This is a genomic window from Geobacillus sp. BMUD, assembly GCF_013096845.1.
GTDB lineage: Bacteria > Bacillota > Bacilli > Bacillales > Anoxybacillaceae > Geobacillus > Geobacillus vulcani.
Genome location: NZ_SDLA01000001.1, coordinates 61,860 through 85,031 on the forward strand (window position 1 = coordinate 61,860; position 23,172 = coordinate 85,031).

Here is a 23,172-nt window from a genome sequence, read left to right on the forward strand (position 1 = left end):
TCGGATTTTTGTGTTGTCATGAAGACAGACTTTTTTGAATCATGAATGAAAACGTTTTGGAATTCGTTTGTGAAGCGTGATTGGCGCAGGAAAGACATCGTGCTGTTAAGCCGATGATGACAACCTAGAATCAGGGGGAAACAACATGGATTATCGAGTGATTAAGGAAAACGATGTGTTTTTATTGACGGATCAAGACGGAAATATTCCTGAACATCATCCGTACGGGCTAGGGCTGTATACAAAAGACACTCGTTTTTTGAGCAAATGGAGTTTGCGCATCAATGGGGAAGAACCGGTGCTGTTGGCGTCTGATGCGGCGCAAAATTATGTCGCTACCATTTTATTGACCAATCCTCATATTGAGCGGGACGGAGAGCTGATTTTGTGGCGCGAATCCGTTGAAATTGAACGCAAGCGATTCATTTATGCGGGTGTGCTCTATGAAACCATTAAGCTGAAAAACTATCATCCCAAGCCGGTGCAATTGGAAATCAGCGTGCACATGGATGTCGATTTTGCCGATATGTTCATCGTTCGCGGCTTTCAGACAGGAGAGGTGGGAAAGCGGACAGGCCAGACCATTGGGAAACGTTCGCTCACGTTCCATTATGAGGGAGCCGACGGAGTAGAACGGGCAACGAAGGTCAGCTGGGATCGAGAGGAGAAAGCCGTTAAGGAGCACGGGGAAATTGTTTTTGACTTTGCGCTCGACCGAGCGGAAGAGCAGACGGTTACGTTGGTGGTGGAGCCGATCATCGGCCAAACAGACAGAGTGGAGGTCATTCCACCGGAACAGGCGCTTCAACTATTGCAAGAATCATACCAACATTGGGAAGGGGAAACAGCGAACGTCATCACGGATGAACGACAGTTTGAGCGTTTAGTCCGCCGGGGCATCGGGGATTTGCGGGTGCTGCTTACGGATCTTGGCTGTGGACCATTTCCGGTGGCCGGACTTCCATGGTTTGGCGTTCCCTTCGGCCGGGACAGTTTGATTGCGGCCTTGCAGCTGCTCCCGTTCAACCATGAAATAGCTAAAGGTACGTTGTTGACAATGGCCCGCTATCAGGGAACGAAAGTAGACCCGTGGCGCGATGAACAACCTGGAAAAATCATGCATGAAATCCGATTCGGTGAGTTGGCCAATACGAATCAAATTCCGTTTACCCCTTATTACGGAACGATCGATGCGACGCCGCTCTTTTTAGTTCTGTTGGTGGAGTATGTCAAATGGACCGGCAACTTCGATCTCGTCCGGCAGCTTCGATCCAACATCGATGCGGCGCTCCATTGGATTGACCGGTATGGCGACCGCGACGGCGATTTATTTGTCGAGTATTTCCAGGAGTCGAGCAAGGGGATTGCTAATCAGGGATGGAAAGATTCAGGCGATTCGATTGTGCACGAAAACGGCGAGTATGCCCGCGCGCCGATCGCGCTTGTTGAAGTCCAAGGCTACGTTTATCACGCCAAAATGGGGCTTGCCGATATTTTTGAACAGCTTCAGGAAGCGGAAAAAGCGGAAGCGCTTCGAACGCAGGCGGAGGCTTTGAAAAAGCGCTTTGAAGAACAGTTTTGGATGGAAGACCGGAAATTTTACGCTCTCGCGTTAGATGAAAACAAAGCCCCTGTCAGGACGATTACATCGAACCCAGGTCATGTGCTGTTTTCAGGAATGCTCGAAGGAAAGCGGGCGGATGCTGTCATTGACACCCTTCTCTCAGAAAAAATGTTTTCGGGTTATGGCATCCGAACGATGGCCGAAGGAGAAGCGGGATATAACCCGATGAGCTATCATAATGGAAGCATTTGGCCGCATGACAACAGCCTTATTTTGCTTGGCTTAAGCAAACTGGGGCGGCGGTGCGAGGCAAAGACGGTCATTGAGGGGCTCATGGAAGCATCGATGCATTTTGAGTATGATCGCTTGCCAGAGTTGTTTTGCGGCTACAGTCGGTCAAATGGAAAACCGATTCGCTATCCTGTCGCCTGTTCGCCCCAGGCGTGGGCGGCCGGCACGCCATTGGTGTTTGTCCAAGCGCTGTTAGGCTTGTTCCCCAATGCCATCGAGCAAAGCATTTATTTATCACCGACTTTGCTTGATTCCATGAATATGCTGAAAGTCGAGAATATCGCGATTGGCTCCGGGCGCTTATCACTGACGGTGATGCGTGAACATCAAGGCTGTCGTGTTCATATTGACGAAAACACGACAGGCTGGGACCTCATCATTCAACAATAACAAGGAAAGGTCTTCCTTTCCTTGTTATTATAAAATACTTCATTGATAGAAAAAGGGAGGTTTTGATGGAGATGAAAAAATGGCTGGCAACAGTCGGCGCAGCATCAGTGCTGTTCGGCAGCCTTTTGGCTGGCTGCAGCGGAGGAGAGAAAGCTGAGCAAACGAATGGGGGAGGCAAAGCAGAAGAAAAAGTAGAAGTGACGTTGGCAGGTTGGGGCGGCAATCCAACGGAGCAAAAGTTGTTGAAACAAACGTTGGATGATTTTGAAAAAAAATATCCCAATATTAAGGTCAAGTATGAAGTCATTGCCGACCAGTATATGGATGTGATTAAGACCCGTTTAGCGGGCGGTCAAGGGCCGGATGTGTTTTACTTGGATGCATTTGAAGCGCCAGCCCTGATCGAAACGGGAGCCATTGAGCCGCTTGACAAATACGTGACGGATGAGTTTGATATTGATGATTTTGAAAAACCGATGCTGGATGCGTTTAAAGGGAAAGATGGAAAAATTTATGGGTTCCCGAAAGACTATTCGACGCTAGCACTGTTTTACAATAAAAAGATGTTCGAAGAAGCGGGTGTTGAAGTCCCGAAAACTTGGGACGAACTGCGGGAAGTGGCGAAGAAGCTGACAAAAGGGAAACAAGTATACGGGTTTGGCGTTGCTCCAGAATTGGCTCGCTTATACTACATTGCTGAATCCAAAGGCGGCAAAGTTGTGACGGATAATAAAGCGAGCTTCGCCGATCCGAAAGTCGTCGAAGCGCTCCAGCCGATCGTCGATATGCATTTAAAGGATAAATCGGCAGCCCAACCGAATGAAGTAGGGGCGACATGGGGCGGTGAGATGTTCGGCCAAGGCAAGGCAGCCATGGTTATCGAAGGAAACTGGGCAATTCCGTTCCTGCAAGAGACGTTCCCGAACCTCGAATTTGGAACAGCTGAAATTCCGACCATCAACGGCAAAAAAACGACTATGGCTTATACGGTTGCCTATGTTATGAACAAAGATTCGAAAAAGAAAGAAGCCGCTTGGAAGCTGATCGAATATTTGACAGGAAAAGAAGGAATGAAAACATGGACGAGCAAGGGATACGCTTTGCCGACGCGCAAATCGGTCGCTGCGGCATTGGGATTTGACAAAGATCCGCTGCGTGCACCGCTTGTCGCTGGCGCATCGTATGCGACCGTATGGCAGAATGGAACGAACTTGCCGATTATTACGAACAACTTCAATAACCAATTTGTCAGCGCTTTCCTCGGTGAACGTCCGCTTGCTGAGGCGTTGAAAGAAGCGCAAAAAACGGCGAACAGCGAAATCGAAAGCAAATAAGGCGAATCAGCCCCTGGCAGACGGGGCATGCTCTGCCAGGGAGCTGTTCCTTTCTTTCTAACCGCAGCTATTTTTGGCTGCGTTAGAAAGAGAGGAATAGCGATTTTCGATTCTCGGCAAGGAGAGGGAATAAAATGAAAAGAATGGCAACGAAGCGAATGTGGCGTGAAGTGGGGACGAGCTACTTGTTTTTGTCTCCTACTTTATTTGTGCTGCTTCTTTTTATTATCGGCCCGATTTTGTTTGCGATTTTTCTAGCCTTTCATAAAGTGCAATTGTTGGGCACGACTTCGTTTGAGTTCGTCGGGTTGGACAATTTCCAGCGGATCGCCGATGATACTCGGGCCAAAATCGCATTATGGAACACGTTGAAATATGTCGTCATTGTCGTTCCCTGTCAGACCATTTTAGCGCTTGTATTAGCGGCGACATTAAATGCAGGGCTCAAGGGACAAAAGTTTTTCCGCATTGTGTACTTTTTGCCGACGTTGACGTCCTCGGCCGTGTTAACGCTCATTTTCATGTGGATGTACAACCAAAATGGACTCATCAATCACGTATTGAAAGCGGTTGGTTTGCCGACATATAACTGGATCGGCGATCCCGATGTAGCATTGAATGCCATTATGATCATGAACATTTGGGCGACAGCGCCGTATTTTATGGTCATTTATCTTGCCGCGCTGCAAGATGTCCCTGATTCCTTGTATGAAGCAGCGGAACTGGACGGAGCCAGCGCCTGGCAAAAGTTTTGGCATATTACCGTTCCCTATTTGCGGCCGGTGACCTCATTTGTCGTAGTCATGGGGCTGATTGGGACATTCCAGTTGTTTGACCAATCGTATATTTTCTCGGGCGGTTCTGGCGGACCGAACAACTCGACGTTGACGGTTGTGCTTTTGATTTACCAATATGCGTTTAAAACATTGGGGACAATGGGATATGCCGCTGCGCTCGCGTTTGCGTTAGCGATCTTGATTTTCATCGCGACATTGTTGCAACGGAAGTTGTCAAAAGAAGAGTCTCTTTACTAAGGGGATGAGCATGGATGAAAAAGAAAATGGGCATTGGAAAGCTGTTGCTGTATACGGTCTTGATCACATATGCCGTGATTACGATGATTCCGTTTTTATGGGCGCTGTCTTCGTCGTTTAAGACGCTTGAAGAAATTGTGAGCGGAACCATGTCCTTTATTCCGAAAAAGTTTACGCTTGATAATTATAAGCAGATTTTTGTCGAACAAGAGCTGTTTCCACGCTGGCTGCTAAACAGCGTTGTGGTTGCGGGAACTGTGACGGTGCTGAATTTATTGTTCAACTCTATGGCTGGCTATGCGTTGGCTCGGCTGCAATTTCCCGGCAGAAAACCGCTGTTTCTGATCATTTTGGCTGTCTTGATGATTCCAGCCCAAGTGACGATGATTCCGAACTATTTGATTTTGAAACAGCTCGGTTGGTTGAACTCGTATCAAGGAATGATCGTGCCGACGATGGTGAACGCTACGTTTATTTTCATGATGCGGCAATTTTTCATTAACTTTCCAAAAGAGTTGGAAGAGGCGGCAGAACTTGATGGACTCGGGCGGCTCGGGATCTTTTTCCGAATCGTATTGCCGCTTGCCCGTCCGGCGCTGGCGGCTCAGGCTATTTTCGTTTTTATGGGTTCGTGGAACGACTTTATGCGCCCGCTCATTATTTTGTCTGATCCGCAGCTGTTTACGCTGCCGCTTGGCCTCAACAGCTTCAAAGGACAGTACATCAGCTATTGGAACTACATTATGGCGGCATCGATGGTGTTTACGCTGCCGGTGTTGGTCATTTACGCCTTTTTCAACCGCTACTTCATCAAAGGAATTTCGTTCACAGGCGGGAAATAATAGGTGTTTTGCACAATGGTTTACCGATCATGGCAAGAAGAAGGGGCTGTTCGCCAAACGGAAGGTTGTCCTCCTTTGGCGGCAGCTTTTTTTGCTACGGCATATCCGTAAATGCTGAGCAGGCTGGCACTGCTTGGCGGTACTATCGCGATCTGGATGATCCGTCCGAACCCGGAAATAGATGAAGGAGAAAGAGGATGAAAGCGATCACATACCCAAGGCATCAAAGAGGTCGCTGCCGAACAAAGGCCCGATCCAAAAGGCCAATGCGACGAGTCGAACCCGAATGGCGAAACGGGGCATACTTTGGTTATTCCGAGACGTTTGGCGGGTATCCAGGTGGACAAGCTGAATATTTGCGTGTGCCGTTTGCCGTTTGCCAACTTCACTCCATTTGTTGTTCTGGACGATTGTGAGCTCGAAGATGAAAAACGAATATGTAGGCGTATGAAATTTTCGATAAAAAGAAAGATGGCTCCATTAAAATCGTACTAAAAACGCAGCGATGCATAAAGAACGTTCGGTCGAGACACGATAAGAAAAAATGCGGGAAGGAGGATATATGTGACCAACATTGCGTTTCCAGTGGCCCGTTTGCAGGACGGGACGCTTCGCCAGCTCCAGCAGCTTGAACAGCGGCTGCGCGAAGAGACGGGAGAAGAAATTGTGCTTGTCGCTTATGAGCGAAAAACGGTGGATGAAGGGGAGACGAAACGATGATGAAGCGAAAAGTGAAATTCGACGCGGCGAAAAACAACAACAAAACGCCGACGGAAAGCTTGCCGGATACGGAATTTGCGGCCCAATACGCTGGTGAAGAAGACATGATCCGCGGCGCAAACCGCAATTCAAAAAAAGGACGCCAAGGAGGCGGCGATGGCTGATCAGAAGAACGAACGATTCTCACTGGTCCATGAGGAAATGGCGTTTGAATGGGGGGATTTCGCCGTTCATCAGCCATTTTGGCTGATCGAGGAACAAAAGCAAGCGAAAGAGAAGGAGACAAAACAAAAAAAGCTGCCGCGGTGAGGACGCCGTTTTGCGGGGAGCAGGTCGCCAAACGGACAAAAAAGAGCGCTGGAAGCAGCGCTCTTTTTCGTTTGGGCGTTTAAGCCGATGCAGATGATGCGAACAGTGAAGCAAGCGGCGCGGAAAACAGCGTTGCACCGGCGCCAGATGGGTCAAAGTAGGCGACGATGGCCGTTGGCGCGAACGAGAGTTGCCTTGCAGCGAGATAACGCCCGACATCGACCGGCACAATTTCAACGATCGTATGCTTAAATAATTCCTTTTCCCCGAGCCCGAGGGCGGCAAAGTCCGCGCCGAGCGTCTCGGGATGTTCAAGCAGCGCACGGTAGACGGACGCGCGCGTTGATTTGTCCGTTTTTTCCTCCCACCACGGCTTGCGCGGTTTGTATTTTTGGTTTCGCAAGTAGTCATATTTCATGAGCGATTCGGCGACAGGCAAAGCGTCTGGCACAGAGGTGCGCAAAAACTCATGCAGACGGCGGAACAAGTCTTCTAACTGATGGCCGATGCGCGCCCAGCCGCGTTCATCCCAATACGTGCCAAACTGCTGGAAAAAGTCAAACGGCGATGGGAAGACATCGGTCACCAAGTATTCAAGTGTTTCGTCCATCCGATGGGCGTTCCAGTACTTTTCCAGAACATCTTCCACCTGCTTGATGCGGATGACATCATCAAATGACAAGACATTGTTGGCGAGCACTTCGTATGGTGCATGGTCCATATACACATATCCGTACTCTTCGGCGCGCAGGCGCAGCCCGGTGCCGCGCAGCAGTTTCAAAAAGCCAAGCTGCAGTTCTTCCGGGCGAAGGGCGAACACGTCGTTAAACGTCTTTCGAAACGAGTTGTAGTCTTCTTCAGGCAAGCCAGCGATCAAATCCAAATGTTGGGCGATTTTCCCGCCTTCTTTAATCATTGTCACCGTTCGCGCCAGCTTGGCGAAGTTTTGCTTGCGCATAATGAGACGGTTCACTTCGTCATTGGTCGACTGAACGCCGATTTCAAAGCGGAACAGCCCAGGCGGCGCTTCCTTGTTTAAAAACTCGATCACTTCCGGGCGCATAATGTCGGCGGTAATTTCAAACTGAAATACCGTTCCCGGCGCGTGTTCGTCAATTAAAAAGCGAAACATATCCATCGCATAGCTGCGGCTGATGTTGAACGTCCGGTCGACGAACTTGATCGTCCGCGCTCCGTGCTTCATTAAATAGCGCAAATCATCCTTAATTTTTTCACGATCAAAATAGCGGACACCTACTTCAATCGAGGATAGGCAAAACTGGCAGCTGAACGGGCAGCCGCGGCTCGTTTCGACATAGACGATTCGGTTTGGAAGATGTGGGATGTCTTCCGGAAAGCGAAACGGCGACGGCATGTCAGCCAAGCGGATTTTGTTTCGCTGCGGATTGACGACGATGCGCTTTCCGTCGCGAAACGCCAGTCCGGCCACCTCGTTCACTTCTCCACGGCCATCTAGGGCAAAAAGAAGCTGTTTAAACGTTTCTTCCCCTTCGCCGATGACAATAAAATCAAACTCCGGCACTTGTTCCATCCATTCGCGCACATCGTACGACACTTCCGGGCCGCCAGCGACGATGATGACGTCCGGCGCTGCTTTCTTCAACAGCTTGACGACTTTGATCGTCTCTTCAATATTCCAAATGTAGCAGCTGAAACCGACGACATCCGGACGGCGTTGGTACAAATCCGTCACAATGTTCAGCACCGGGTCTTTGATTGTATACTCAACAAGCTTGACGTCAAACTCTGGCTGCGCGTATGCTTTTAAATAGCGGATAGCCAAATTCATATGAATGTATTTCGCATTTAATGTTGTGCAGACGATGTTCATCGCAGCAAACCCCCCTTTGCTGATAGAGGCAATTTGGGACTTTTTCATTTGCAGCTTTTACAGAGCCAATCGGCCTTTGATTGACTGTCGAGCGGGTGAACAACAACGCTTTCTGAATGACGCATAGGGCTGTGAGTGGGGGAGGGCCTCTGTCGACGCCTTGGCGCGACAGAGGCAAGTCACAGATTTGACCCTGTCCATTGAAAAAATAGACAAGTGGCTTTTTTCGTCAAAGATTTGTTGCCCTTTTTCGCTGCATCTATGATTCATACTAACCTTATTATTATAATGCAGTTTAGCCAAACAAAGAAGCAAAAAAACTTGTCGAACATTGCGGAAAAGATTTTTCGAAAATCTTCGTGAATCAAAGGAGGAGTAAATTTTTCCACAGCGAATATATATTTCGGAATGGTTTGAATGGACAAGGAGAGATGGATATGGCCCAAAGCCTTTCTCCTCGGGAAGAACAAAATGCATCGCCGGATGTGCGGTTGCTTGAAGAGGAAAATCGGCGGCTAAAAGAGCGGTTGAACAGCTATTCGGTCATTTTCGAGCGGTCGCTCGATGCGATCGTTATTTTAAATAAAAATGGTGAATTTGTCGATGTGAACGAAGCGGCGTGCAAGCTGTTTGAAATGGATAAGTTTTCGCTGATCGGCCGTTCGTTTTCTTCGTTCCTTGAACTCGTGCCGCCCGATATTTTGCTGTTTCAGCGCTCGATGTTGCAAAAATTCGGTTCGTTCAGCGATGAGCTGCTCATCAAGTTGCCAGACGGCAAAGTAAAGCATGTGGAATTTTCGATGAAAAAGGATGTATTCGACGAATTTGACCTTGTCATGATGCGCGACATCTCAGCTCATAAGGCGCTTGAGCGTGAACGCATCATTCATGAATTTTTGTTCCGTGACGTATTCAACCGCGCTGTTGACGGCATCGTCATTTTCGATGAATTTGGGCGGTTTATCGATGTCAATCCGGCGTTTTCGATGAGCTTGAACTTGGAGAAAGGAAAACTGCTCAATTTGTCGTTTCAGCAATTCGTCGCCCGTGAATGCGCCAATGAATTCGCTCGGTTGCTCGCCGAAGTGAAAGAAAAGGGAACGGCCAAAGGAGAGTTGTCGCTTGTCCGCCCGGACGGAACGGTGAAAATGTTTGAGCTGACGGCGACTTCCAACGTCTACAGCGGGTTTTACATGGCCATTATGCGCGATGTGACGGAACGAAAAAACATGGAAATCAAGTTGCAAAAAAGTGAAGAACGGTTCCGGGCTATTTTCGAGCAAGCGCATGAAGCGATCCTCATTTGGGACGATTTTGGCTGCATATTGAACGCCAATCCGGCGGCGAGCCGGACGTTTGAGCTGCCCTTGAATTTGCTTGTGCGCCGCAATTTGTTTGATTTTGTCGACTATGGGGACGAAAAGGTGAAACGCATTTTCAGTGAGTTCCGCCGCAAAGGGGAAATCCGTGACGAGCTGACGTTTCATATGCCAAACGGTGAGGATAAGCAGCTTGAGTTTACAATGAAAAAAGGAGCGATCGACGGGTACCACCTGACGATTTTCCGCAATGTGAGCGAGCGGCGGAAAATTGAGCGCGAGTTGCGCGAAAGCGAGCAAAAGTTCCGGAGCATTTTCGATCATGCAATGGATGGCATTTTGCTTTGGGATGCGCAGCATCGGATCATCGATGCCAATCCGGTTGTCTGCGGCATTTTTTCCGCTGAAAAGGAGGCGCTGCTTGGCCGGATGGTGGTCGAGCTCGTTCCGGAGCGGGCGCGCCGCCAGCTCAATAAGTTGCTTCAACAATGCCAACGCACCGGCGAAGCGAGCGGTGAGGTCGAATTTTTCGACAAGGGAAAAGGAAGGATTATTGAGTTTTCGCTGAAAAAGGAAGTGATTCCCGGCGTCGGGATGATGATGCTGCGCGATGTGACCGAGCGCAAGGAGATGGAATTGCAGCTGCGCAAGTCGGATACGCTCAACGTCGTCGGGGAACTGGCCGCCGGCATCGCCCATGAAATCCGCAATCCGATGACGGCGCTAAAGGGCTTTATTCAGCTGTTGCAAGGAAGCATTGAGGGCGACTATTCGATGTATTTTAATGTCATTATGTCGGAATTGAAACGAATTGAGTCGATCATCACCGAGTTTCTGGTTTTGGCGAAGCCCCAGGCGGTTCAATACAAGCAAAACGACATTTGCAAAATTATGCAAGATACGATCGATTTGATCAGCGCCCAAGCGATGATGCACAATGTGCAAATCATCGCGGATTTTGAAAACGGGCTGCCGCCGGTGTATTGCGAGCCGAACCAGCTGAAGCAAGTGTTCATCAACATTTTGAAAAACGCCATCGAAGTGATGCCAAAAGGCGGGGACATTACGGTGCGCATCACCCGCGCCGAGGGCTATGTGCGCATCTCCATCACTGACCAAGGATGCGGCATTCCAAAAGATAAAATCAAAAAGCTTGGCGAGCCGTTTTATACGACGAAAGAACGCGGCACTGGCCTCGGTTTGATGGTCAGCTATAAAATTATTGAAGAGCATCAAGGGAAAATTGAAGTGGAAAGTGAAGTCGGCGTCGGCACGACGTTCCATATTACGCTGCCAATCGAGCGAACGGAGAGGGAAGACGACGATGACGATTGAGTTTGCGATGTACCATTCTAAACAATTCGGGGAGATTTACATCGCCTCTGACGGCGAGGCGATTGTGAAAGTTGAGCTGTTTCCGGAAGAATGGCGCGCGTTCATCGGCGAACATCCGTCTGTTCAAAGCCGGTCGCTGCTTCTTGAACGCGCGCTTATGCAGTTGGATGAGTATTTTCACGGTCGACGCCAGGCATTTGACTTGCCGCTGAAGTGGAAGGGAACAGCCTTTCAAGAAGAGGTGTGGGCGGCGCTTTGCCGCATTCCGTACGGCGAGACGGCGACATACGCTGACATCGCCGCACAAATCGGCCGCCCAAAAGCGGTGCGCGCCGTCGGCCAGGCAAACCGGGCGAATGAACTGCCGCTCTTCGTTCCATGCCACCGTGTGATTGGCAAAAACGGCGCTCTCGTTGGCTATGCGGGAAGCCGCACCGATGTGAAGGCGAAGCTGTTGGAGCTTGAGCGGCGCTATAAATAGAGGAGGTCCTTGCATTCGCAGAATAGGCAAAGGATTTGGAAAGACTTGTAAGCGGATGCTGCAATGAAGTGGGCGGAAAAAGAGGCTGGCGGTGTGCCCAGAAGGCCGGTGATTTAAGGGGAAATACTGCTCTCCAACAGTGTTTCTCAAATTGAAAAACCTTGCAACGTCATCATTTTATTCCTGGTGATTTCTCACCAATCGAGCGAATCTGTTGTTTTTCACCAGCCTTCTAGAAGGCTGGTGAAAAGCCGTTATGTTTGCCGAATGGATGGAAGTTCGTCGGAAACGAAGAGCTGATTGTACAAGGCTTCTCAACTTGAGAAGAGCTGGTTTTGAGCCGCATTTTCATTCGATCCCCGGCCTCCTAGAAAAACGCGTCTGCCCCCGGGGGAGACATCCACGGGGGCAGCGATCGGGCGTTATTTTTTTTGCCAATGCGACAACGCGAGGGCGCCGACTAAAATGGCGCCTTTTATAATATCTTGGGCGTAATACGGAACGTTCATCATCGTCAAGCCGTTCAGCAACACGCCCATTAAAATCGAGCCGAACAAGGTGCCGACGACGTTCGGCTTGCCGGCGCCGAAGACAGAAAAACCAATGTAAGCGGCGGCGACGCTGTCCATTAAAAGCGAGGCGCCGGCGGACACTTGTCCGGTGCCGATGCGTGAAGCGAGGACGATGCCGCCAAGGGCGGCGAAAAAGCCGCTAATGACGTACGCGTACGTCCGGTAACGGTTCACCGGAATCCCCGACAGCCTTGCCGCTTCCCGGTTTTCCCCCGTCAAATAAAAGAGGCGCCCCGGTTTGGTGTATGTCAAAAACAAATGGGCAGCTATAACGACAAACAGCATCAGCAAAACGGAAAACGGCACGCCGAACAGCTCTCCTTGGCCGATAAATAGAAAGGAAGGGATGAATTTGCCCGGCGCCGTGCCGCCGTCTGGCAGCGGCATATCGTTATAAATCGAAAATCCTTTCGTATAGGTGAGCTGTACCCCGTTGATGGCGTACATCGTCGCCAATGTTGCAAGCAAATCCGGCAATTTGAATTTGACGATCAAGAGCGAGTTGAGCAGTCCGACGGCGACGCCGAGCAACAGCGGCACGAGCAAGGTGACGAAAATTTCTTGGCGATACAGAACAAGCGCCGCCGCACTGGCGATCGTCGCAAGGCTGACCGTTGACCCGACCGATAAATCGAAGCCGTCAACGATGAGCGAAAACGTGATGCCGATCGCCACGAGCGTCACGATCGAAATCGAACGCAAAATGTCGCTGAAGTTTTCATACGTGAAAAACCGGTCTTGCGTGATGCCAAAATAGGCGATCACGGCCAGAATGGCGAGCAATGTCCCATGTTTATACAAAAACTCAAGAATAGACGGCGCCGTTTTTTTCGACGGCGTCGCGGAAACGGCCGGCTGATTCATCGATTTCACCTCCGCTGCAATAATAAACAAGCTGCTCGTACGTGAGTTCAGCGGCCGGCAGGCGAGCGAGCAGCCGACCGTCGACCATCACGTAGATGGTGTCGCAAATGTCAAGAAGCTCTTGAAATTCACTGGAAAAGTACAGCACCGTTTTTCCTTCATCGGCAAGGGAGCGAATGATGGCAAACACGTCCTGCTTCGCGTGGACATCGATCCCTTTCGTCGGCTCGTCGAACAAAAAGACGCGCGCGTTCGTGTTCAGCCATTTGCCGATCACGACTTTTTGCTGGTTGCCGCCGCTCAAATGGCGGATGGCTGTGGCGCTTGACGGCGGATGGATGGCGAGCGAGCGCACGAGAGCATTGGCGGCTTCCGCTTCTTGTGCCCGCTTGATCCATTGCCAGCGCGTCAGGTGGGAAAGAAGGCGCACGGTGATGTTTGCCCGCACCGATTCGGGCAAAAACAGCCCTTGTTTGCGCCGCTCTTCGGGAATGAGGCAAAGTCCGGCTTCGATGGCTTCGTAAGGTGACGAGAATACATAGCGCCGCCCCTCGATTTCCCATTCGCCCGCCGTTTTTCGATGGGCGATCAAGCTTTCAGCAAGCTCCGTCTTGCCGGCGCCGACCAAGCCGGCGATGCCGACAATTTCGCCGCGATGGGCGTATAGGTCGACGGTCGTGCCGGTTTTGTCAATCGTGATTCCGCGGGCGGCAAAGGCGATGTCGCCCCCGGACGTGCGCGCCTGTTTGGCAGACGTTCTTCGCTTCGTCCCGGTCATATGCAGGACGATGTCTTCAAGCGACAGGCTGTCGGCCGCGCCTTGATAGACGACGCGGCCGTCGCGCAAAATCGTCAGCCGGTCAGCGATTTCTTGCACTTCTTTCAGCTTATGAGAAATATAAATAAAGCCGACGCCTTGCTGTTTCAGCTCATGAATGATGGCAAACAGCCGCTTCGTTTCCGCCTCGCTCAGCGCCGCGGTCGGTTCGTCCAAAATGATGTAGCGCGCGTCGGATGACAGCACTTTCGCGAGCACGATCAGCTGCTTTTCGTGGAGTGAACAGTCGCGCACGAGCTTCGTCGGCGGGATGGAAAGGCCGACGCGGCGAAGGAGAGCAGCCGCCCGCTCTTTTTCTTGGCGCAGCGAACGGATCGGCCGCTGCGTGGCGCGAGCGAGTTCATCGGCGGCGATGTTTTCGTACACTGGCAAACCAGGAAACAGCGCTGTGTCGACTTCTTGCACGACAAAGCCGATGCCGGCTCGTTTCGCGTCAAACGGCGAGGAAAACGCGCATGGGGCGCCGTCGATTGCGATCGTGCCGGCATCAGGCGAAATGGCGCCGGCCAACATGTTCATCAGCGTGCTTTTGCCGGCGCCGTTCATGCCTAAAAGGGCGTGGACTTCGCCCGGACGAACGTCGAAGTCCACGCCGTCAAGCACGCGCACGGCGCCAAACGATTTTTCCATGCCCCGCATTGACAACCCGTTCATTTTTTGTTCACCTGAGCTTCCAACGTTTTCATCCACGGCGAGATGGCGACGTTCGATTGCCCCCAGCCCGGGATGTATTGCGAGAGATCGCTCATCGATACTTGTTTGTCCGGCAGGTCGGACCGTTTCACTAAATGCGGCTCGAGCGAGTAAATGTTCGGCGTTTTTTCACCAGCAATTTTTTGGTAGGCAAAGCGAACTTGCACGCGGCCGACTTCCGCCGGATCCGTCGCCGTCGTCGCCACCCACGGGCTGTTCGGTTTTTGGATCATTTGCAAATCTTCATCGCTCAAATCGATGCCGTACACTTTAATTTCCGTGCGCCCGGCTTGCTCGATCGCGCGCGTCGCCCCTTTGGCGAACTCGTCCCATGTCGCGAAGACGGCGTCAATGTCGCCTTTGTTCGGGTATTTTTTCAAGATGGCTTCCATTTGCGTTTGCGTGTCCAGCGCGGTGTTGGCGCTCGCTGTACCGAATTTGGCAACTTCCTTAATGTTCGGGTAGCGTTTTTTGAACGCCTCATAAATGACGTGGCGCCGTTCCATTGGGGTAAAGCCGCCGACCCAAATCGTGACGATGTTGCCCTCGCCGTTTAAATCTTCGGCGAGCGTCTTTAATGTTTTCCAAGCGAGGCTATAGTCGTCTTGGTCGATGACGGTGACGCCGGGAATGTTCAAATCGTTGTCAAACGCCACAACCGGAATGCCTTTGGCGACGGCTTTTTTTACCGGACCTTCGAGCGCATCGGCGCGGCCGTGGTCAAGCAAAATGGCGTCCACATTTTGCGTAATGGCCGTTTCAACATACGATGCCATCTTTGTCAAATCGTTGTCGGCGTTGTAAATTTGCACTTCGCCGCCGAATTTTTGCACTTGTTCTTTCACGCCGGCGATGTATTGCGAGGAGAATGTGCCGATCGACAGTTGCATAATGGCGGCGATTTTCACCGGTTTTTTCAGTTTTTCCGGAATGGCCGCCTGCTCGCTGCTCGCGGCGGTTGAGCTGTTGGACGATGCGTCGTCGTTGTTGTTCGTTTGTTTCGTTTCATTGGCCGGCTTGGCGCTCATGGCGTCTTGCTCGTTCGTGCAGCCGGCTACGATGGAGAACACAGCAAAGAAAAGAAGAAAAAGGAACGATAAGGCCTTAAATTGTTTCATGGTGCTCCTCCTTTGCGAATAACGATGGCAGCGCCGTTTCGTAACGGCCGCGGACGATGCCTTTTTCGGTAATGATGGCGGTAATGAGTTCGTTTGGCGTCACGTCAAACGCCGGGTTGTACACGTTGACGCCTTCCGGGGCGATGCGCACGCCGGCGAGATGGGTCACTTCGTCCGGATGGCGCTCTTCAATCGGGATGTCCGCCCCTGTTTTTGTCTTGATGTCGATCGTTGACAGCGGGGCGGCGACGTAAAACGGAATGCCGAACGATTGGGCGAGCAAAGCGAGACCGAACGTGCCGATTTTGTTCGCCGTGTCGCCGTTTCGCGCGATCCGGTCGGCGCCGACGATGATGGCGTTAATGTGTTTCGCCTTGATCGTTTGCGCCGCCATGTTGTCGGTAATAAGCGTCACATCGACGCCTGCTTGCATCAGCTCCCATGTGGTCAGGCGCGCCCCTTGCAAAACGGGACGTGTCTCAAGGGCGTAGACGGACAGCTCGATTCTTTTTTCTTTCGCCAAATAAAACGGGGCGAGCGCCGTCCCGTAGCGGGCGGTGGCGATCGAACCGGCGTTGCAAATCGTCATCACCCGGTCGCCCGGGCGGAAAAGGGACAAGGCGTATTCACCGATGCGGCGACACACATCCTCATCTTCGATTTGGATGCGGATCGCTTCGTGAATGAGCGTTGTTTTCGCTTCGTTGACGGAAGCGGCGCTGTTCGCGGCGGCGACGAGCCGGTCGAGCGCCCAAAACAAGTTGACGGCCGTCGGGCGCGCGCTCGCTAAGTAGTCGCGGTCTTGTTGCAAGCGGCGCTGAAATTCGTCCACCGCTTCGGTTTCATAGCGCGAGGCGGCGAGCGCCAAGCCGTAGGCAGCCGTGATGCCGATCGCCGGCGCCCCGCGCACTTTCAACGTCGCGATCGCTTCATGGACGTCTTCGATTGTACGCAAGTCGATGTATTCGGTGACCGATGGCAGTTTTTGCTGGTTTAAAATCGTGATATGCGTCTCGCGCCATTCGACAGAGCGCGGGATGACAAATGAGTTCATCGTCGTCTTCCTTTCTCGGTTGGTCGATTGGCCTGGGCTGGCGTTGGACGGCCGGCCCGGGCAGAGGGTGTCATCGTTCCGTTTCGACGAACAGGCGGCGGAAGCCGTCCGTTCCCGCCAGTTCGGTGCGCTCAACGATCAGGCGGCGACCGAGACGGAGCGCGTGCCGTTTCGCAGCGAGCCGTTCGTCTTTTTGTTCAATGCCGTCGAGATCCGCCACATGGGCGAGGCCGATCGTCCGGCGGATGACTTCGCAGCCGGCAAAACCGACGGCGTCAACGAACGCCTGCCGCAGCACCTCATCAAGCAGTCCGGGCGTCGCGGCGTACGTTTCGACGCTTTCGGTGCGCCAAAGCTCCGAGAATACAGACTTAAAAACGTCCCACGTCCGGTCGATATGATCAAAGAGCGGACGGCGCTCCGATTCAGGGCGGGACAACGCATTTAACAGCAAGTTGGCGAAAAATTGGCCAAGGTCAAACCCGATCGGGCCGTAAAAGGCGAATTCCGGGTCGATCACTTTCGTTTCGTCGTCGCTGGCGAAAATGCTGCCAGTGTGTAAGTCTCCGTGCAGCAGTACATCCGCTTCAGTTAAAAACTTGCGCTTCAGCTTCGCTGCTTCGAGGCGGAGGCGGTCATCTTGCCAAAGCGCTTCAACGTCTGGGCGCAATTCGTCCTCAAAGTTGTTCGTGTCATGGTCGAAAAACGGATCGGTAAAGACAAGGTCTTCCGTAATTTTGCACAGTTCCGGATTGACGAAGTTTTGCGCCAGTTTCTTTTTCTCCTGCTGGTTCATGCCGAAATCAGACGTGTAAAACGCCGTTTTGGCGATGAATTCGCCGATATGCCGCGACAACAGCGGGTACGTTTTCCCTTCGATCAGCCCTTTGCGCGCGATTTGCAGGCGAGACAAATCTTCCATCACCGTGATGGCGAGCGATTCGTCAGAATAGTAGACTTTCGGGACGTATTGCGGCACATAGCTGGCAAACGTGCGCAGCGCGTTGCTTTCAATGACGGCGCGCTTTAACGTAAGCGGCCAGCTTTCCCCGACAACTTTCGCGTACGGCAGCGCTTGTTTGATGATGACGCCTTGCTTTGTTGCTTGGTCAACGATATGAAAAACAAGGTTCAAGTTTCCGTCGCCGATCTCACGGCACAGAAGCGGCGCCCCGTCGCGGAACAAGCCGAGGCGGACAGCGAGCGCCACCGCCTTTGGTTCGGTCAGCGGTTCGTAAACCGATGTTTGCACAGTCGTCATATTCATGTTCCCCCTTTTTTCATTTCGCTCATTTTCAAATGCCGATGTTGACGCTGCACCAGAAGTTCGGCGTTTTCGGCAAATGAAAAAGCCTCTTTCGCATATGAAAGAGGCTTGAAGATTCATGGATTCTTCGCGCCTCTTATCTTTCAGAAAGACATCGGTCTTTCTGTTGGACTTAGCACCGTGCCCTGCGGAAGCATAACGCTTCCGGCGCCGCCCTTGGCGTGCGCCCTATCTCACGATAGCATTACGGTCGGTTGCTGGGCTTCATTGGGCCAATTCCCTCAGCCAACTCTTGATAAGAGTACCGGTTTCTCGTATTCAATTTTGGGAATTTTCGCGATGTTCCCAATCGTTTGGTTGCTTGATTCGAATGATACATGGTCGATCCATCGATTGTCAATACGTTTTGAAAAATTTTTTTGCCGCTTCGTAGTCATGCGGCCGGCGGTCGGCAAATACTGGGATGCGCGTACGGACGTCCGCAACGAGCGCAGGGTCAATGTCCGCCGCGACCATGCCAGGCTTCTCATCCGCCTCGGCGATCACTTCGCCCCATGGATCAATGATGAGCGAATGTCCGGCGAACACGTTGTTCGGGTCGCGCCCCGCCCGGTTGCAGGCGATGACGTAGCATTGGTTTTCAATCGCCCGCGCCATCAGGAGCGTCCGCCAATGGTGCAGGCGGGGAAGCGGCCATTCGGCGACGACAAACAGCACTTCCGCCCCGGCTAAGGTGTGGGCGCGAATCCACTCCGGAAAGCGGATGTCATAGCAGATGACCCCGGCGCACGAAACCCCGTCGAGCGAAAACAAACCTAAGCTGCTTCCCGGCTGCAAATACAAATGTTCATCCATCAGCCGAAACAGATGAAGCTTGCTGTATTCACTGACGATTTGACCGCTCCGGTCAGCCACGATCATCGTGTTCGTCACGCCGGTTGCTGTTTTTTTAGCGACCGAGCCGGCGACGAAATGAACACCGTACGTTTGCGCCAGGCGGGAGACGAATACTTTCGTCCGTTCGGCGTTGTCATCGGCAATCTCATCTAAGCGCGTTAAATCGTAACCGGTCGTCCATAGCTCCGGCAGGACGATGATGTCAGCGCCGTCCTTGGCGGCGGATTGCACGGCTGTTTCGGCTCGCTGTTCGTTTGTTTGTGGATCGCCAAACGCGATATCGAGTTGGAGGCAAGCGATGCGGATGGTCATTGTGTTTCACCCCAATAAAAAATTTGCTTTACATTTTGCTTTTTACGATATATGATTTTGCACTAGAATTTCAAGAATTTTTCAAGAAGGTGTGGGCGATGACGATGGAATTTCCTTTTTCCGAGCTGCTTGAGCAGCTGCCAAAGCAATTTTTCGCCTCGCTTGTCGCAAAAGTTGGGGAGAAAATCAAAGCCGGATGCGACGTGATCAATTTAGGGCAGGGCAATCCGGACCAGCCGACGCCCAAGCATATCGTTGAGGCGATGCAGCGGGCGGCGGCCAATCCGAAATACCATAAATATTCGCCGTTTCAAGGCTACTCCTTTTTGAAAGAAGCCATCGCCGCGTTTTACGCACGTGAATATGGGGTGAAGATTGACCCAGCCCGCGAAGTCGCCATTTTGTTCGGCGGCAAGGCCGGGCTTGTCGAGCTGCCGCTTTGTCTCGTCAACCCGGGTGATGTGGTGCTTGTTCCGGATCCAGGCTATCCCGACTATTGGTCGGGGATCGCGCTTGCTCGTGCGCGGATGGAGATGCTGCCGCTTTCTTCGGAAAACGGGTTCTTACCGGATTACGAAGCCATTCCGGCGTCGATCGCCGACCAGGCGAAGCTGATGTTTTTAAACTATCCAAACAATCCGACCGGTGCGACGGCGACAAAAGAATTTTTCGCGGAGACGGTGGCGTTTGCTGGGAAATACGGCATTGCCGTTGTGCACGATTTCGCTTATGGGGCGATCGGCTTTGACGGCCGAAAACCGGTCAGCTTCTTGGAAGCCGATGGGGCGAAAGACGTCGGCGTCGAGATTTACACCTTTTCGAAAACATACAATATGGCCGGCTGGCGCGTTGCATTTGCCGTCGGCAACGAGCGGATCATTCAGGCGCTTGAGCTTTTGCAGGATCATTTGTACGTCAGCTTGTTCGGTGCCATCCAGGAAGCAGCCGCCGCGGCGCTCCTCGGTCCGCAAGATTGCGTCAAAGAGCTTGTCGCGCTGTATGAAGCGCGCCGCAACGCATTCATCGCCGCGTTGCGCGAGATCGGCTGGGAAGCCCCGGCGCCGTCCGGGTCGTTTTTCGCTTGGCTTCCGCTGCCAAAAGGCATATCATCCACACAGTTTGCCGACATGCTGCTTGAGCGGGCGCATGTCGCCGTCGCACCGGGCATCGGGTTCGGCGAGCACGGCGAAGGGTATGTGCGCGTCGGCCTCTTGACCGACGAAGCGCGGCTTCGCGAAGCGGCGGACCGGATCGGCCGCCTCGGATTGTTTGAAAAAAATTTTTGAAAAATGATTGACAATGCCAATTGGTGATGTCATAATTCAAAGTAAATTTGCCAATCGTTTGACAAGTGCATAAATGAGCAGGCTTTCTTATCAAGAGCAGGCGGAGGGACGAGCCCAATGAAGCCCGGCAACCGGCTTGGCGCGCGCCAAGCACGGTGCTAATTCTTGCAGCGGAAACGCTGGGAGATAAGAAGAGCGCCATGGATGAGTGACGCCTCTTCTTATGAAGAGGCGTTTTCATTTCGTTGCATTGAAAGAGGGATGGACGATGAGTGCAGTGATGGCAACGTATTTGCTTCATGATGAAAAAGACATTCGGAAAAAAGCGGAAGGGATCGCCCTTGGTTTGACGGTCGGCACATGGACGGACTTGCCGGCATTAGAGCAGGAGCAGCTCCGCCAACATAAAGGGGAAGTGATCGCGGTCGAAGAGCTTGGCGAAAGCGAGCGGGTAAACGCCTATTTCGGCAAGCGACTGAAGCGGGCGATCGTGAAAATCGCCTACCCGACGGTCAACTTCAGCGCTGACTTGCCGGCTCTGTTGGTGACGACGTTTGGCAAATTGTCGCTTGATGGGGAAGTGCGGCTGCTTGATTTAGAGTTTCCGGGTGAATGGAAGCGACAGTTTCCTGGGCCGCGCTTTGGCATCGACGGCATTCGCGACCGAGTCGGGGTGCATAACCGCCCACTGTTGATGAGCATTTTTAAAGGCATCATCGGCCGCGATTTGGCGTACTTGACGTCGGAATTGAAAAAACAGGCGCTCGGCGGCGTTGACCTGGTCAAAGACGATGAAATTTTGTTTGACAGCGAGCTTCTTCCGTTTGAGAAGCGGATCACCGAGGGCAAGGCGGCGCTTCAAGAAGTGTACGAACAAACAGGCAAGCGAACGCTTTATGCCGTCAACTTGACCGGCAAAACGTTTGAGTTGAAAGAGAAGGCGAAACGGGCCGCCGAGCTAGGCGCTGATGTACTGTTGTTTAACGTCTTCGCTTATGGGCTTGACGTGTTGCAGGCGTTGCGCGAGGATGAGGAGATTGCGTTGCCGATTATGGCTCACCCGGCGTTCAGCGGCGCTGTTACGCCGTCCGAATTTTATGGGGTGGCGCCTTCGCTTTGGCTTGGAAAGCTTTTGCGGCTCGCCGGTGCCGATTTCGTCCTGTTCCCGTCGCCGTACGGCAGCGTGGCCTTAGAGCGCGAACAGGCGCTTGGCATCGCAAGGGCGCTCACCGACGACCAAGAGCCGTTTGCTCGGGCGTTTCCGGTGCCGTCGGCTGGCATTCATCCGGGATTGGTGCCGCTCATCATTCGTGATTTTGGCCTTGACACCATCGTCAACGCCGGCGGCGGCATTCACGGCCATCCGGATGGGGCGATCGGGGGCGGTCGGGCGTTTCGCGCGGCGATCGACGCGGTGTTGGCCGGCTGTCCGCTTCGTGAGGCGGCAGCAGAAAACGAAGCGTTGCAGAAAGCGATCGACCGCTGGGGCGCTGTTGAGGTGGAAGCATGACGAGACAGCTTGTTCTCTTTTGTGATTTTGACGGCACCATTACGGAAAACGACAACATCATCGCTATTATGAAACAGTTCGCTCCACCGGAGTGGGAGGCGTTAAAAGACGACGTTCTCGCTGAGCGCATTTCCGTTCAGGAAGGAGTCGGGAAGATGTTTTCCCTCCTTCCGTCCTCGCTGAAGGGCGAAATCATCGATTTTCTGCGGCGCACCACCCGGTTGCGCGCGGGATTCCGAGAGTTTGTCGCGTTTACGAAAGAGCGAGGCATTCCGCTTTATATCGTCAGCGGCGGTATTGACTTTTTTGTCTATCCGCTGCTTCAAGGGCTCATTGAACCGGAGCGCATTTTTTGCAACGGCTCCGATTTCAGCGGTGAGACGATCCGCATCACATGGCCGCATGCATGCGACAGCGAGTGCCAAAACGGCTGCGGCTGCTGCAAGCCATCGCTCCTTCGCAAGCTTGCCCGCTCAGACGGGTACCATGTCGTCATCGGCGATTCGATTACGGATGTAGCAGTGGCGAAGCAAGCGGATTACGTGTTGGCGCGCGATTTTTTGCTCCAAAAATGCCAGGAGCTTGGCTTGCCGCATGCGCCGTTTGCGACGTTTTTTGACGTGATCGATGCGTTGCAACAGATGGAGGTGATCGTATGAGCATCGTCGTGAAAAAGTGGAACGAGCTCGCGGAAGTGAAAGCCGAGCTCGCCGCCCGCGACTGGTTTTTCGCGACAAGCGGCAATTTGTCGATCAAGGTGACGGACGATCCGTTGACATTCCTCGTGACAGCGAGCGGCAAGGATAAGCGGAAGCAAACGGATGAGGATTTTCTGCTCGTTGACGCTAACGGAAAACCGGCCGAGGACACGCACTTGAAGCCATCGGCCGAGACGCTCTTGCACGCGGAAATTTACGGACGGACGAATGCCGGTTGCGTCTTGCACGTTCATACGGTCGACAACAACTTGATTTCTGAACTGTATGCGCAAAACGGGGAAGCGGTCTTTTCCGGCCAGGAAATCATCAAGGCGTTTGGCATTTGGGAGGAAAACGCCGCCGTGCGCATCCCGATCATTGACAATGACGCCGACATTCCGGCGCTCGCTCGGGAGTTTGCCAGTCATGTCCATGACGACGCCGGCGCCGTGCTGATTCAAAACCACGGCATCACGGTCTGGGGCCGCGATGCATTTGAAGCGAAAAAACATTTGGAAGCATGGGAGTTTTTGTTCCGCTGGCAGGTGAAGCGGCTGCTTTTGCAGCGGGCCGGCCTGCCGGTTGGCTAATC

20 protein-coding genes, 1 pseudogene and 2 riboswitches are annotated in these 23,172 nt (G+C 52.6%); of the genes and pseudogenes, 14 read left to right on the forward strand and 7 right to left on the reverse strand.

Annotated elements, in window-relative coordinates:
* The first annotated feature begins 145 nt into the window (after nucleotides 1-145).
* The 8 genes and pseudogenes from ETC05_RS00285 (at nucleotide 146) to ETC05_RS00315 (ending at nucleotide 6,484) form a co-directional block, all read left to right on the forward strand.
* Nucleotides 146-2,245 (forward strand): amylo-alpha-1,6-glucosidase, encoded by a 2,100-nt coding sequence (locus ETC05_RS00285; protein WP_171660128.1) that lies wholly within the window; start codon nucleotides 146-148, stop codon nucleotides 2,243-2,245.
* Between the two features lie 65 nt (nucleotides 2,246-2,310).
* Nucleotides 2,311-3,579 carry an ABC transporter substrate-binding protein gene (locus ETC05_RS00290; RefSeq protein WP_031404906.1) on the forward strand — a complete coding sequence of 423 codons (1,269 nt, stop codon included), beginning with the start codon at nucleotides 2,311-2,313 and terminating at the stop codon, nucleotides 3,577-3,579.
* Nucleotides 3,580-3,713: 134 nt separating this feature from the next.
* Entirely contained in the window at nucleotides 3,714-4,613 is a 900-nt protein-coding gene (locus ETC05_RS00295) for a carbohydrate ABC transporter permease (protein ID WP_031404904.1), read from the forward strand.
* A gap of 14 nt (nucleotides 4,614-4,627) precedes the next feature.
* Nucleotides 4,628-5,455: a carbohydrate ABC transporter permease gene (locus tag ETC05_RS00300; protein ID WP_031404902.1), complete on the forward strand. Its 828-nt coding sequence runs from the start codon at nucleotides 4,628-4,630 to the stop codon at nucleotides 5,453-5,455.
* Nucleotides 5,456-5,713: 258 nt separating this feature from the next.
* A pseudogene (locus ETC05_RS17740) lies at nucleotides 5,714-5,887 on the forward strand (glutathione-dependent formaldehyde dehydrogenase); the annotation flags it as partial.
* A 132-nt stretch (nucleotides 5,888-6,019) separates the two neighbouring features.
* Entirely contained in the window at nucleotides 6,020-6,175 is a 156-nt protein-coding gene (locus ETC05_RS00305; protein WP_167332989.1) for a hypothetical protein, read from the forward strand.
* Nucleotides 6,172-6,339, forward strand: coding sequence for a hypothetical protein (locus ETC05_RS00310; RefSeq protein WP_011230441.1), 168 nt, complete (start codon nucleotides 6,172-6,174; stop codon nucleotides 6,337-6,339). Before ETC05_RS00305 ends, ETC05_RS00310 begins: the two co-directional genes overlap by 4 nt.
* A complete protein-coding gene (locus ETC05_RS00315; protein WP_167332988.1) occupies nucleotides 6,332-6,484 on the forward strand; it encodes a hypothetical protein in 153 nt (50 codons plus the stop codon). Before ETC05_RS00310 ends, ETC05_RS00315 begins: the two co-directional genes overlap by 8 nt.
* A gap of 79 nt (nucleotides 6,485-6,563) precedes the next feature.
* Here the strand turns inward: ETC05_RS00315 and ETC05_RS00320 are convergent, their stop codons facing one another.
* Complete coding sequence (locus ETC05_RS00320; RefSeq protein WP_171660129.1) at nucleotides 6,564-8,336, reverse strand: B12-binding domain-containing radical SAM protein; 1,773 nt, start codon at nucleotides 8,334-8,336, stop codon at nucleotides 6,564-6,566.
* A gap of 437 nt (nucleotides 8,337-8,773) precedes the next feature.
* Here ETC05_RS00320 and ETC05_RS00325 point away from each other — a divergent pair, with 437 nt between their 5' ends.
* Both ETC05_RS00325 and ETC05_RS00330 read left to right on the forward strand, forming a co-directional pair.
* Complete coding sequence (locus ETC05_RS00325) at nucleotides 8,774-10,990, forward strand: PAS domain-containing sensor histidine kinase (RefSeq protein WP_031404894.1); 2,217 nt, start codon at nucleotides 8,774-8,776, stop codon at nucleotides 10,988-10,990.
* Nucleotides 10,980-11,471 (forward strand): methylated-DNA--[protein]-cysteine S-methyltransferase, encoded by a 492-nt coding sequence (locus ETC05_RS00330; RefSeq protein WP_171660130.1) that lies wholly within the window; start codon nucleotides 10,980-10,982, stop codon nucleotides 11,469-11,471. Before ETC05_RS00325 ends, ETC05_RS00330 begins: the two co-directional genes overlap by 11 nt.
* 422 nt (nucleotides 11,472-11,893) lie before the next feature.
* Here the strand turns inward: ETC05_RS00330 and ETC05_RS00335 are convergent, their stop codons facing one another.
* The 6 genes from ETC05_RS00335 to ETC05_RS00360 form a co-directional block, all read right to left on the reverse strand.
* Nucleotides 11,894-12,907, reverse strand: coding sequence for an ABC transporter permease (locus ETC05_RS00335; RefSeq protein ID WP_171660131.1), 1,014 nt, complete (start codon nucleotides 12,905-12,907; stop codon nucleotides 11,894-11,896).
* Complete coding sequence (locus tag ETC05_RS00340) at nucleotides 12,849-14,399, reverse strand: sugar ABC transporter ATP-binding protein (RefSeq protein WP_171660132.1); 1,551 nt, start codon at nucleotides 14,397-14,399, stop codon at nucleotides 12,849-12,851. Before ETC05_RS00340 ends, ETC05_RS00335 begins: the two co-directional genes overlap by 59 nt.
* Nucleotides 14,396-15,556 carry a sugar ABC transporter substrate-binding protein gene (locus ETC05_RS00345; RefSeq protein WP_171660133.1) on the reverse strand — a complete coding sequence of 387 codons (1,161 nt, stop codon included), beginning with the start codon at nucleotides 15,554-15,556 and terminating at the stop codon, nucleotides 14,396-14,398. Before ETC05_RS00345 ends, ETC05_RS00340 begins: the two co-directional genes overlap by 4 nt.
* A complete protein-coding gene (mtnA, locus tag ETC05_RS00350; RefSeq protein WP_171660134.1) occupies nucleotides 15,543-16,610 on the reverse strand; it encodes an S-methyl-5-thioribose-1-phosphate isomerase in 1,068 nt (355 codons plus the stop codon). The genes ETC05_RS00345 and mtnA overlap by 14 nt, the downstream gene beginning before the upstream one ends.
* Nucleotides 16,611-16,680: 70 nt before the next feature.
* A complete protein-coding gene (gene mtnK / locus ETC05_RS00355; protein WP_171660135.1) occupies nucleotides 16,681-17,871 on the reverse strand; it encodes an S-methyl-5-thioribose kinase in 1,191 nt (396 codons plus the stop codon).
* Nucleotides 17,872-18,010: 139 nt separating this feature from the next.
* Nucleotides 18,011-18,179, reverse strand: a riboswitch (SAM riboswitch).
* Nucleotides 18,180-18,273: 94 nt separating this feature from the next.
* On the reverse strand, nucleotides 18,274-19,086 hold the full coding sequence (locus tag ETC05_RS00360; RefSeq protein ID WP_031404879.1) for a carbon-nitrogen family hydrolase: 813 nt from the start codon (nucleotides 19,084-19,086) through the stop codon (nucleotides 18,274-18,276).
* A 98-nt stretch (nucleotides 19,087-19,184) separates the two neighbouring features.
* Between ETC05_RS00360 and ETC05_RS00365 the strand changes: the two genes are divergently transcribed.
* The 4 genes from ETC05_RS00365 (at nucleotide 19,185) to ETC05_RS00380 (ending at nucleotide 23,170) form a co-directional block, all read left to right on the forward strand.
* Nucleotides 19,185-20,372, forward strand: a complete 1,188-nt coding sequence (locus ETC05_RS00365) for a pyridoxal phosphate-dependent aminotransferase (RefSeq protein WP_305792242.1) — start codon at nucleotides 19,185-19,187, stop codon at nucleotides 20,370-20,372.
* A gap of 84 nt (nucleotides 20,373-20,456) precedes the next feature.
* Nucleotides 20,457-20,565, forward strand: a riboswitch (SAM riboswitch).
* Nucleotides 20,566-20,640: 75 nt separating this feature from the next.
* Nucleotides 20,641-21,882: a 2,3-diketo-5-methylthiopentyl-1-phosphate enolase gene (gene mtnW / locus ETC05_RS00370; RefSeq protein WP_031404875.1), complete on the forward strand. Its 1,242-nt coding sequence runs from the start codon at nucleotides 20,641-20,643 to the stop codon at nucleotides 21,880-21,882.
* Entirely contained in the window at nucleotides 21,879-22,541 is a 663-nt protein-coding gene (gene mtnX, locus ETC05_RS00375) for a 2-hydroxy-3-keto-5-methylthiopentenyl-1-phosphate phosphatase (protein ID WP_031404873.1), read from the forward strand. Before mtnW ends, mtnX begins: the two co-directional genes overlap by 4 nt.
* Nucleotides 22,538-23,170 carry a methylthioribulose 1-phosphate dehydratase gene (locus tag ETC05_RS00380; protein WP_031404871.1) on the forward strand — a complete coding sequence of 211 codons (633 nt, stop codon included), beginning with the start codon at nucleotides 22,538-22,540 and terminating at the stop codon, nucleotides 23,168-23,170. Before mtnX ends, ETC05_RS00380 begins: the two co-directional genes overlap by 4 nt.
* The last annotated feature ends 2 nt before the right edge of the window (nucleotides 23,171-23,172 follow it).

Coding starts and splice junctions, on each gene's coding strand:
- ETC05_RS00285 (WP_171660128.1), top strand. CDS start 146: ATGGATTATCGAGTGATTAAGGAAAACGATGTGTTTTTATTGACGGAT.
- ETC05_RS00290 (WP_031404906.1), top strand. CDS start 2,311: ATGGAGATGAAAAAATGGCTGGCAACAGTCGGCGCAGCATCAGTGCTG.
- ETC05_RS00295 (WP_031404904.1), top strand. CDS start 3,714: ATGAAAAGAATGGCAACGAAGCGAATGTGGCGTGAAGTGGGGACGAGC.
- ETC05_RS00300 (WP_031404902.1), top strand. CDS start 4,628: ATGAAAAAGAAAATGGGCATTGGAAAGCTGTTGCTGTATACGGTCTTG.
- ETC05_RS00310 (WP_011230441.1), top strand. CDS start 6,172: ATGATGAAGCGAAAAGTGAAATTCGACGCGGCGAAAAACAACAACAAA.
- ETC05_RS00315 (WP_167332988.1), top strand. CDS start 6,332: ATGGCTGATCAGAAGAACGAACGATTCTCACTGGTCCATGAGGAAATG.
- ETC05_RS00320 (WP_171660129.1), bottom strand. CDS start 8,336: ATGAACATCGTCTGCACAACATTAAATGCGAAATACATTCATATGAAT.
- ETC05_RS00325 (WP_031404894.1), top strand. CDS start 8,774: ATGGCCCAAAGCCTTTCTCCTCGGGAAGAACAAAATGCATCGCCGGAT.
- ETC05_RS00330 (WP_171660130.1), top strand. CDS start 10,980: ATGACGATTGAGTTTGCGATGTACCATTCTAAACAATTCGGGGAGATT.
- ETC05_RS00335 (WP_171660131.1), bottom strand. CDS start 12,907: ATGAATCAGCCGGCCGTTTCCGCGACGCCGTCGAAAAAAACGGCGCCG.
- ETC05_RS00340 (WP_171660132.1), bottom strand. CDS start 14,399: ATGAACGGGTTGTCAATGCGGGGCATGGAAAAATCGTTTGGCGCCGTG.
- ETC05_RS00345 (WP_171660133.1), bottom strand. CDS start 15,556: ATGAAACAATTTAAGGCCTTATCGTTCCTTTTTCTTCTTTTCTTTGCT.
- mtnA (WP_171660134.1), bottom strand. CDS start 16,610: ATGAACTCATTTGTCATCCCGCGCTCTGTCGAATGGCGCGAGACGCAT.
- mtnK (WP_171660135.1), bottom strand. CDS start 17,871: ATGACGACTGTGCAAACATCGGTTTACGAACCGCTGACCGAACCAAAG.
- ETC05_RS00360 (WP_031404879.1), bottom strand. CDS start 19,086: ATGACCATCCGCATCGCTTGCCTCCAACTCGATATCGCGTTTGGCGAT.
- ETC05_RS00365 (WP_305792242.1), top strand. CDS start 19,185: ATGACGATGGAATTTCCTTTTTCCGAGCTGCTTGAGCAGCTGCCAAAG.
- mtnW (WP_031404875.1), top strand. CDS start 20,641: ATGAGTGCAGTGATGGCAACGTATTTGCTTCATGATGAAAAAGACATT.
- mtnX (WP_031404873.1), top strand. CDS start 21,879: ATGACGAGACAGCTTGTTCTCTTTTGTGATTTTGACGGCACCATTACG.
- ETC05_RS00380 (WP_031404871.1), top strand. CDS start 22,538: ATGAGCATCGTCGTGAAAAAGTGGAACGAGCTCGCGGAAGTGAAAGCC.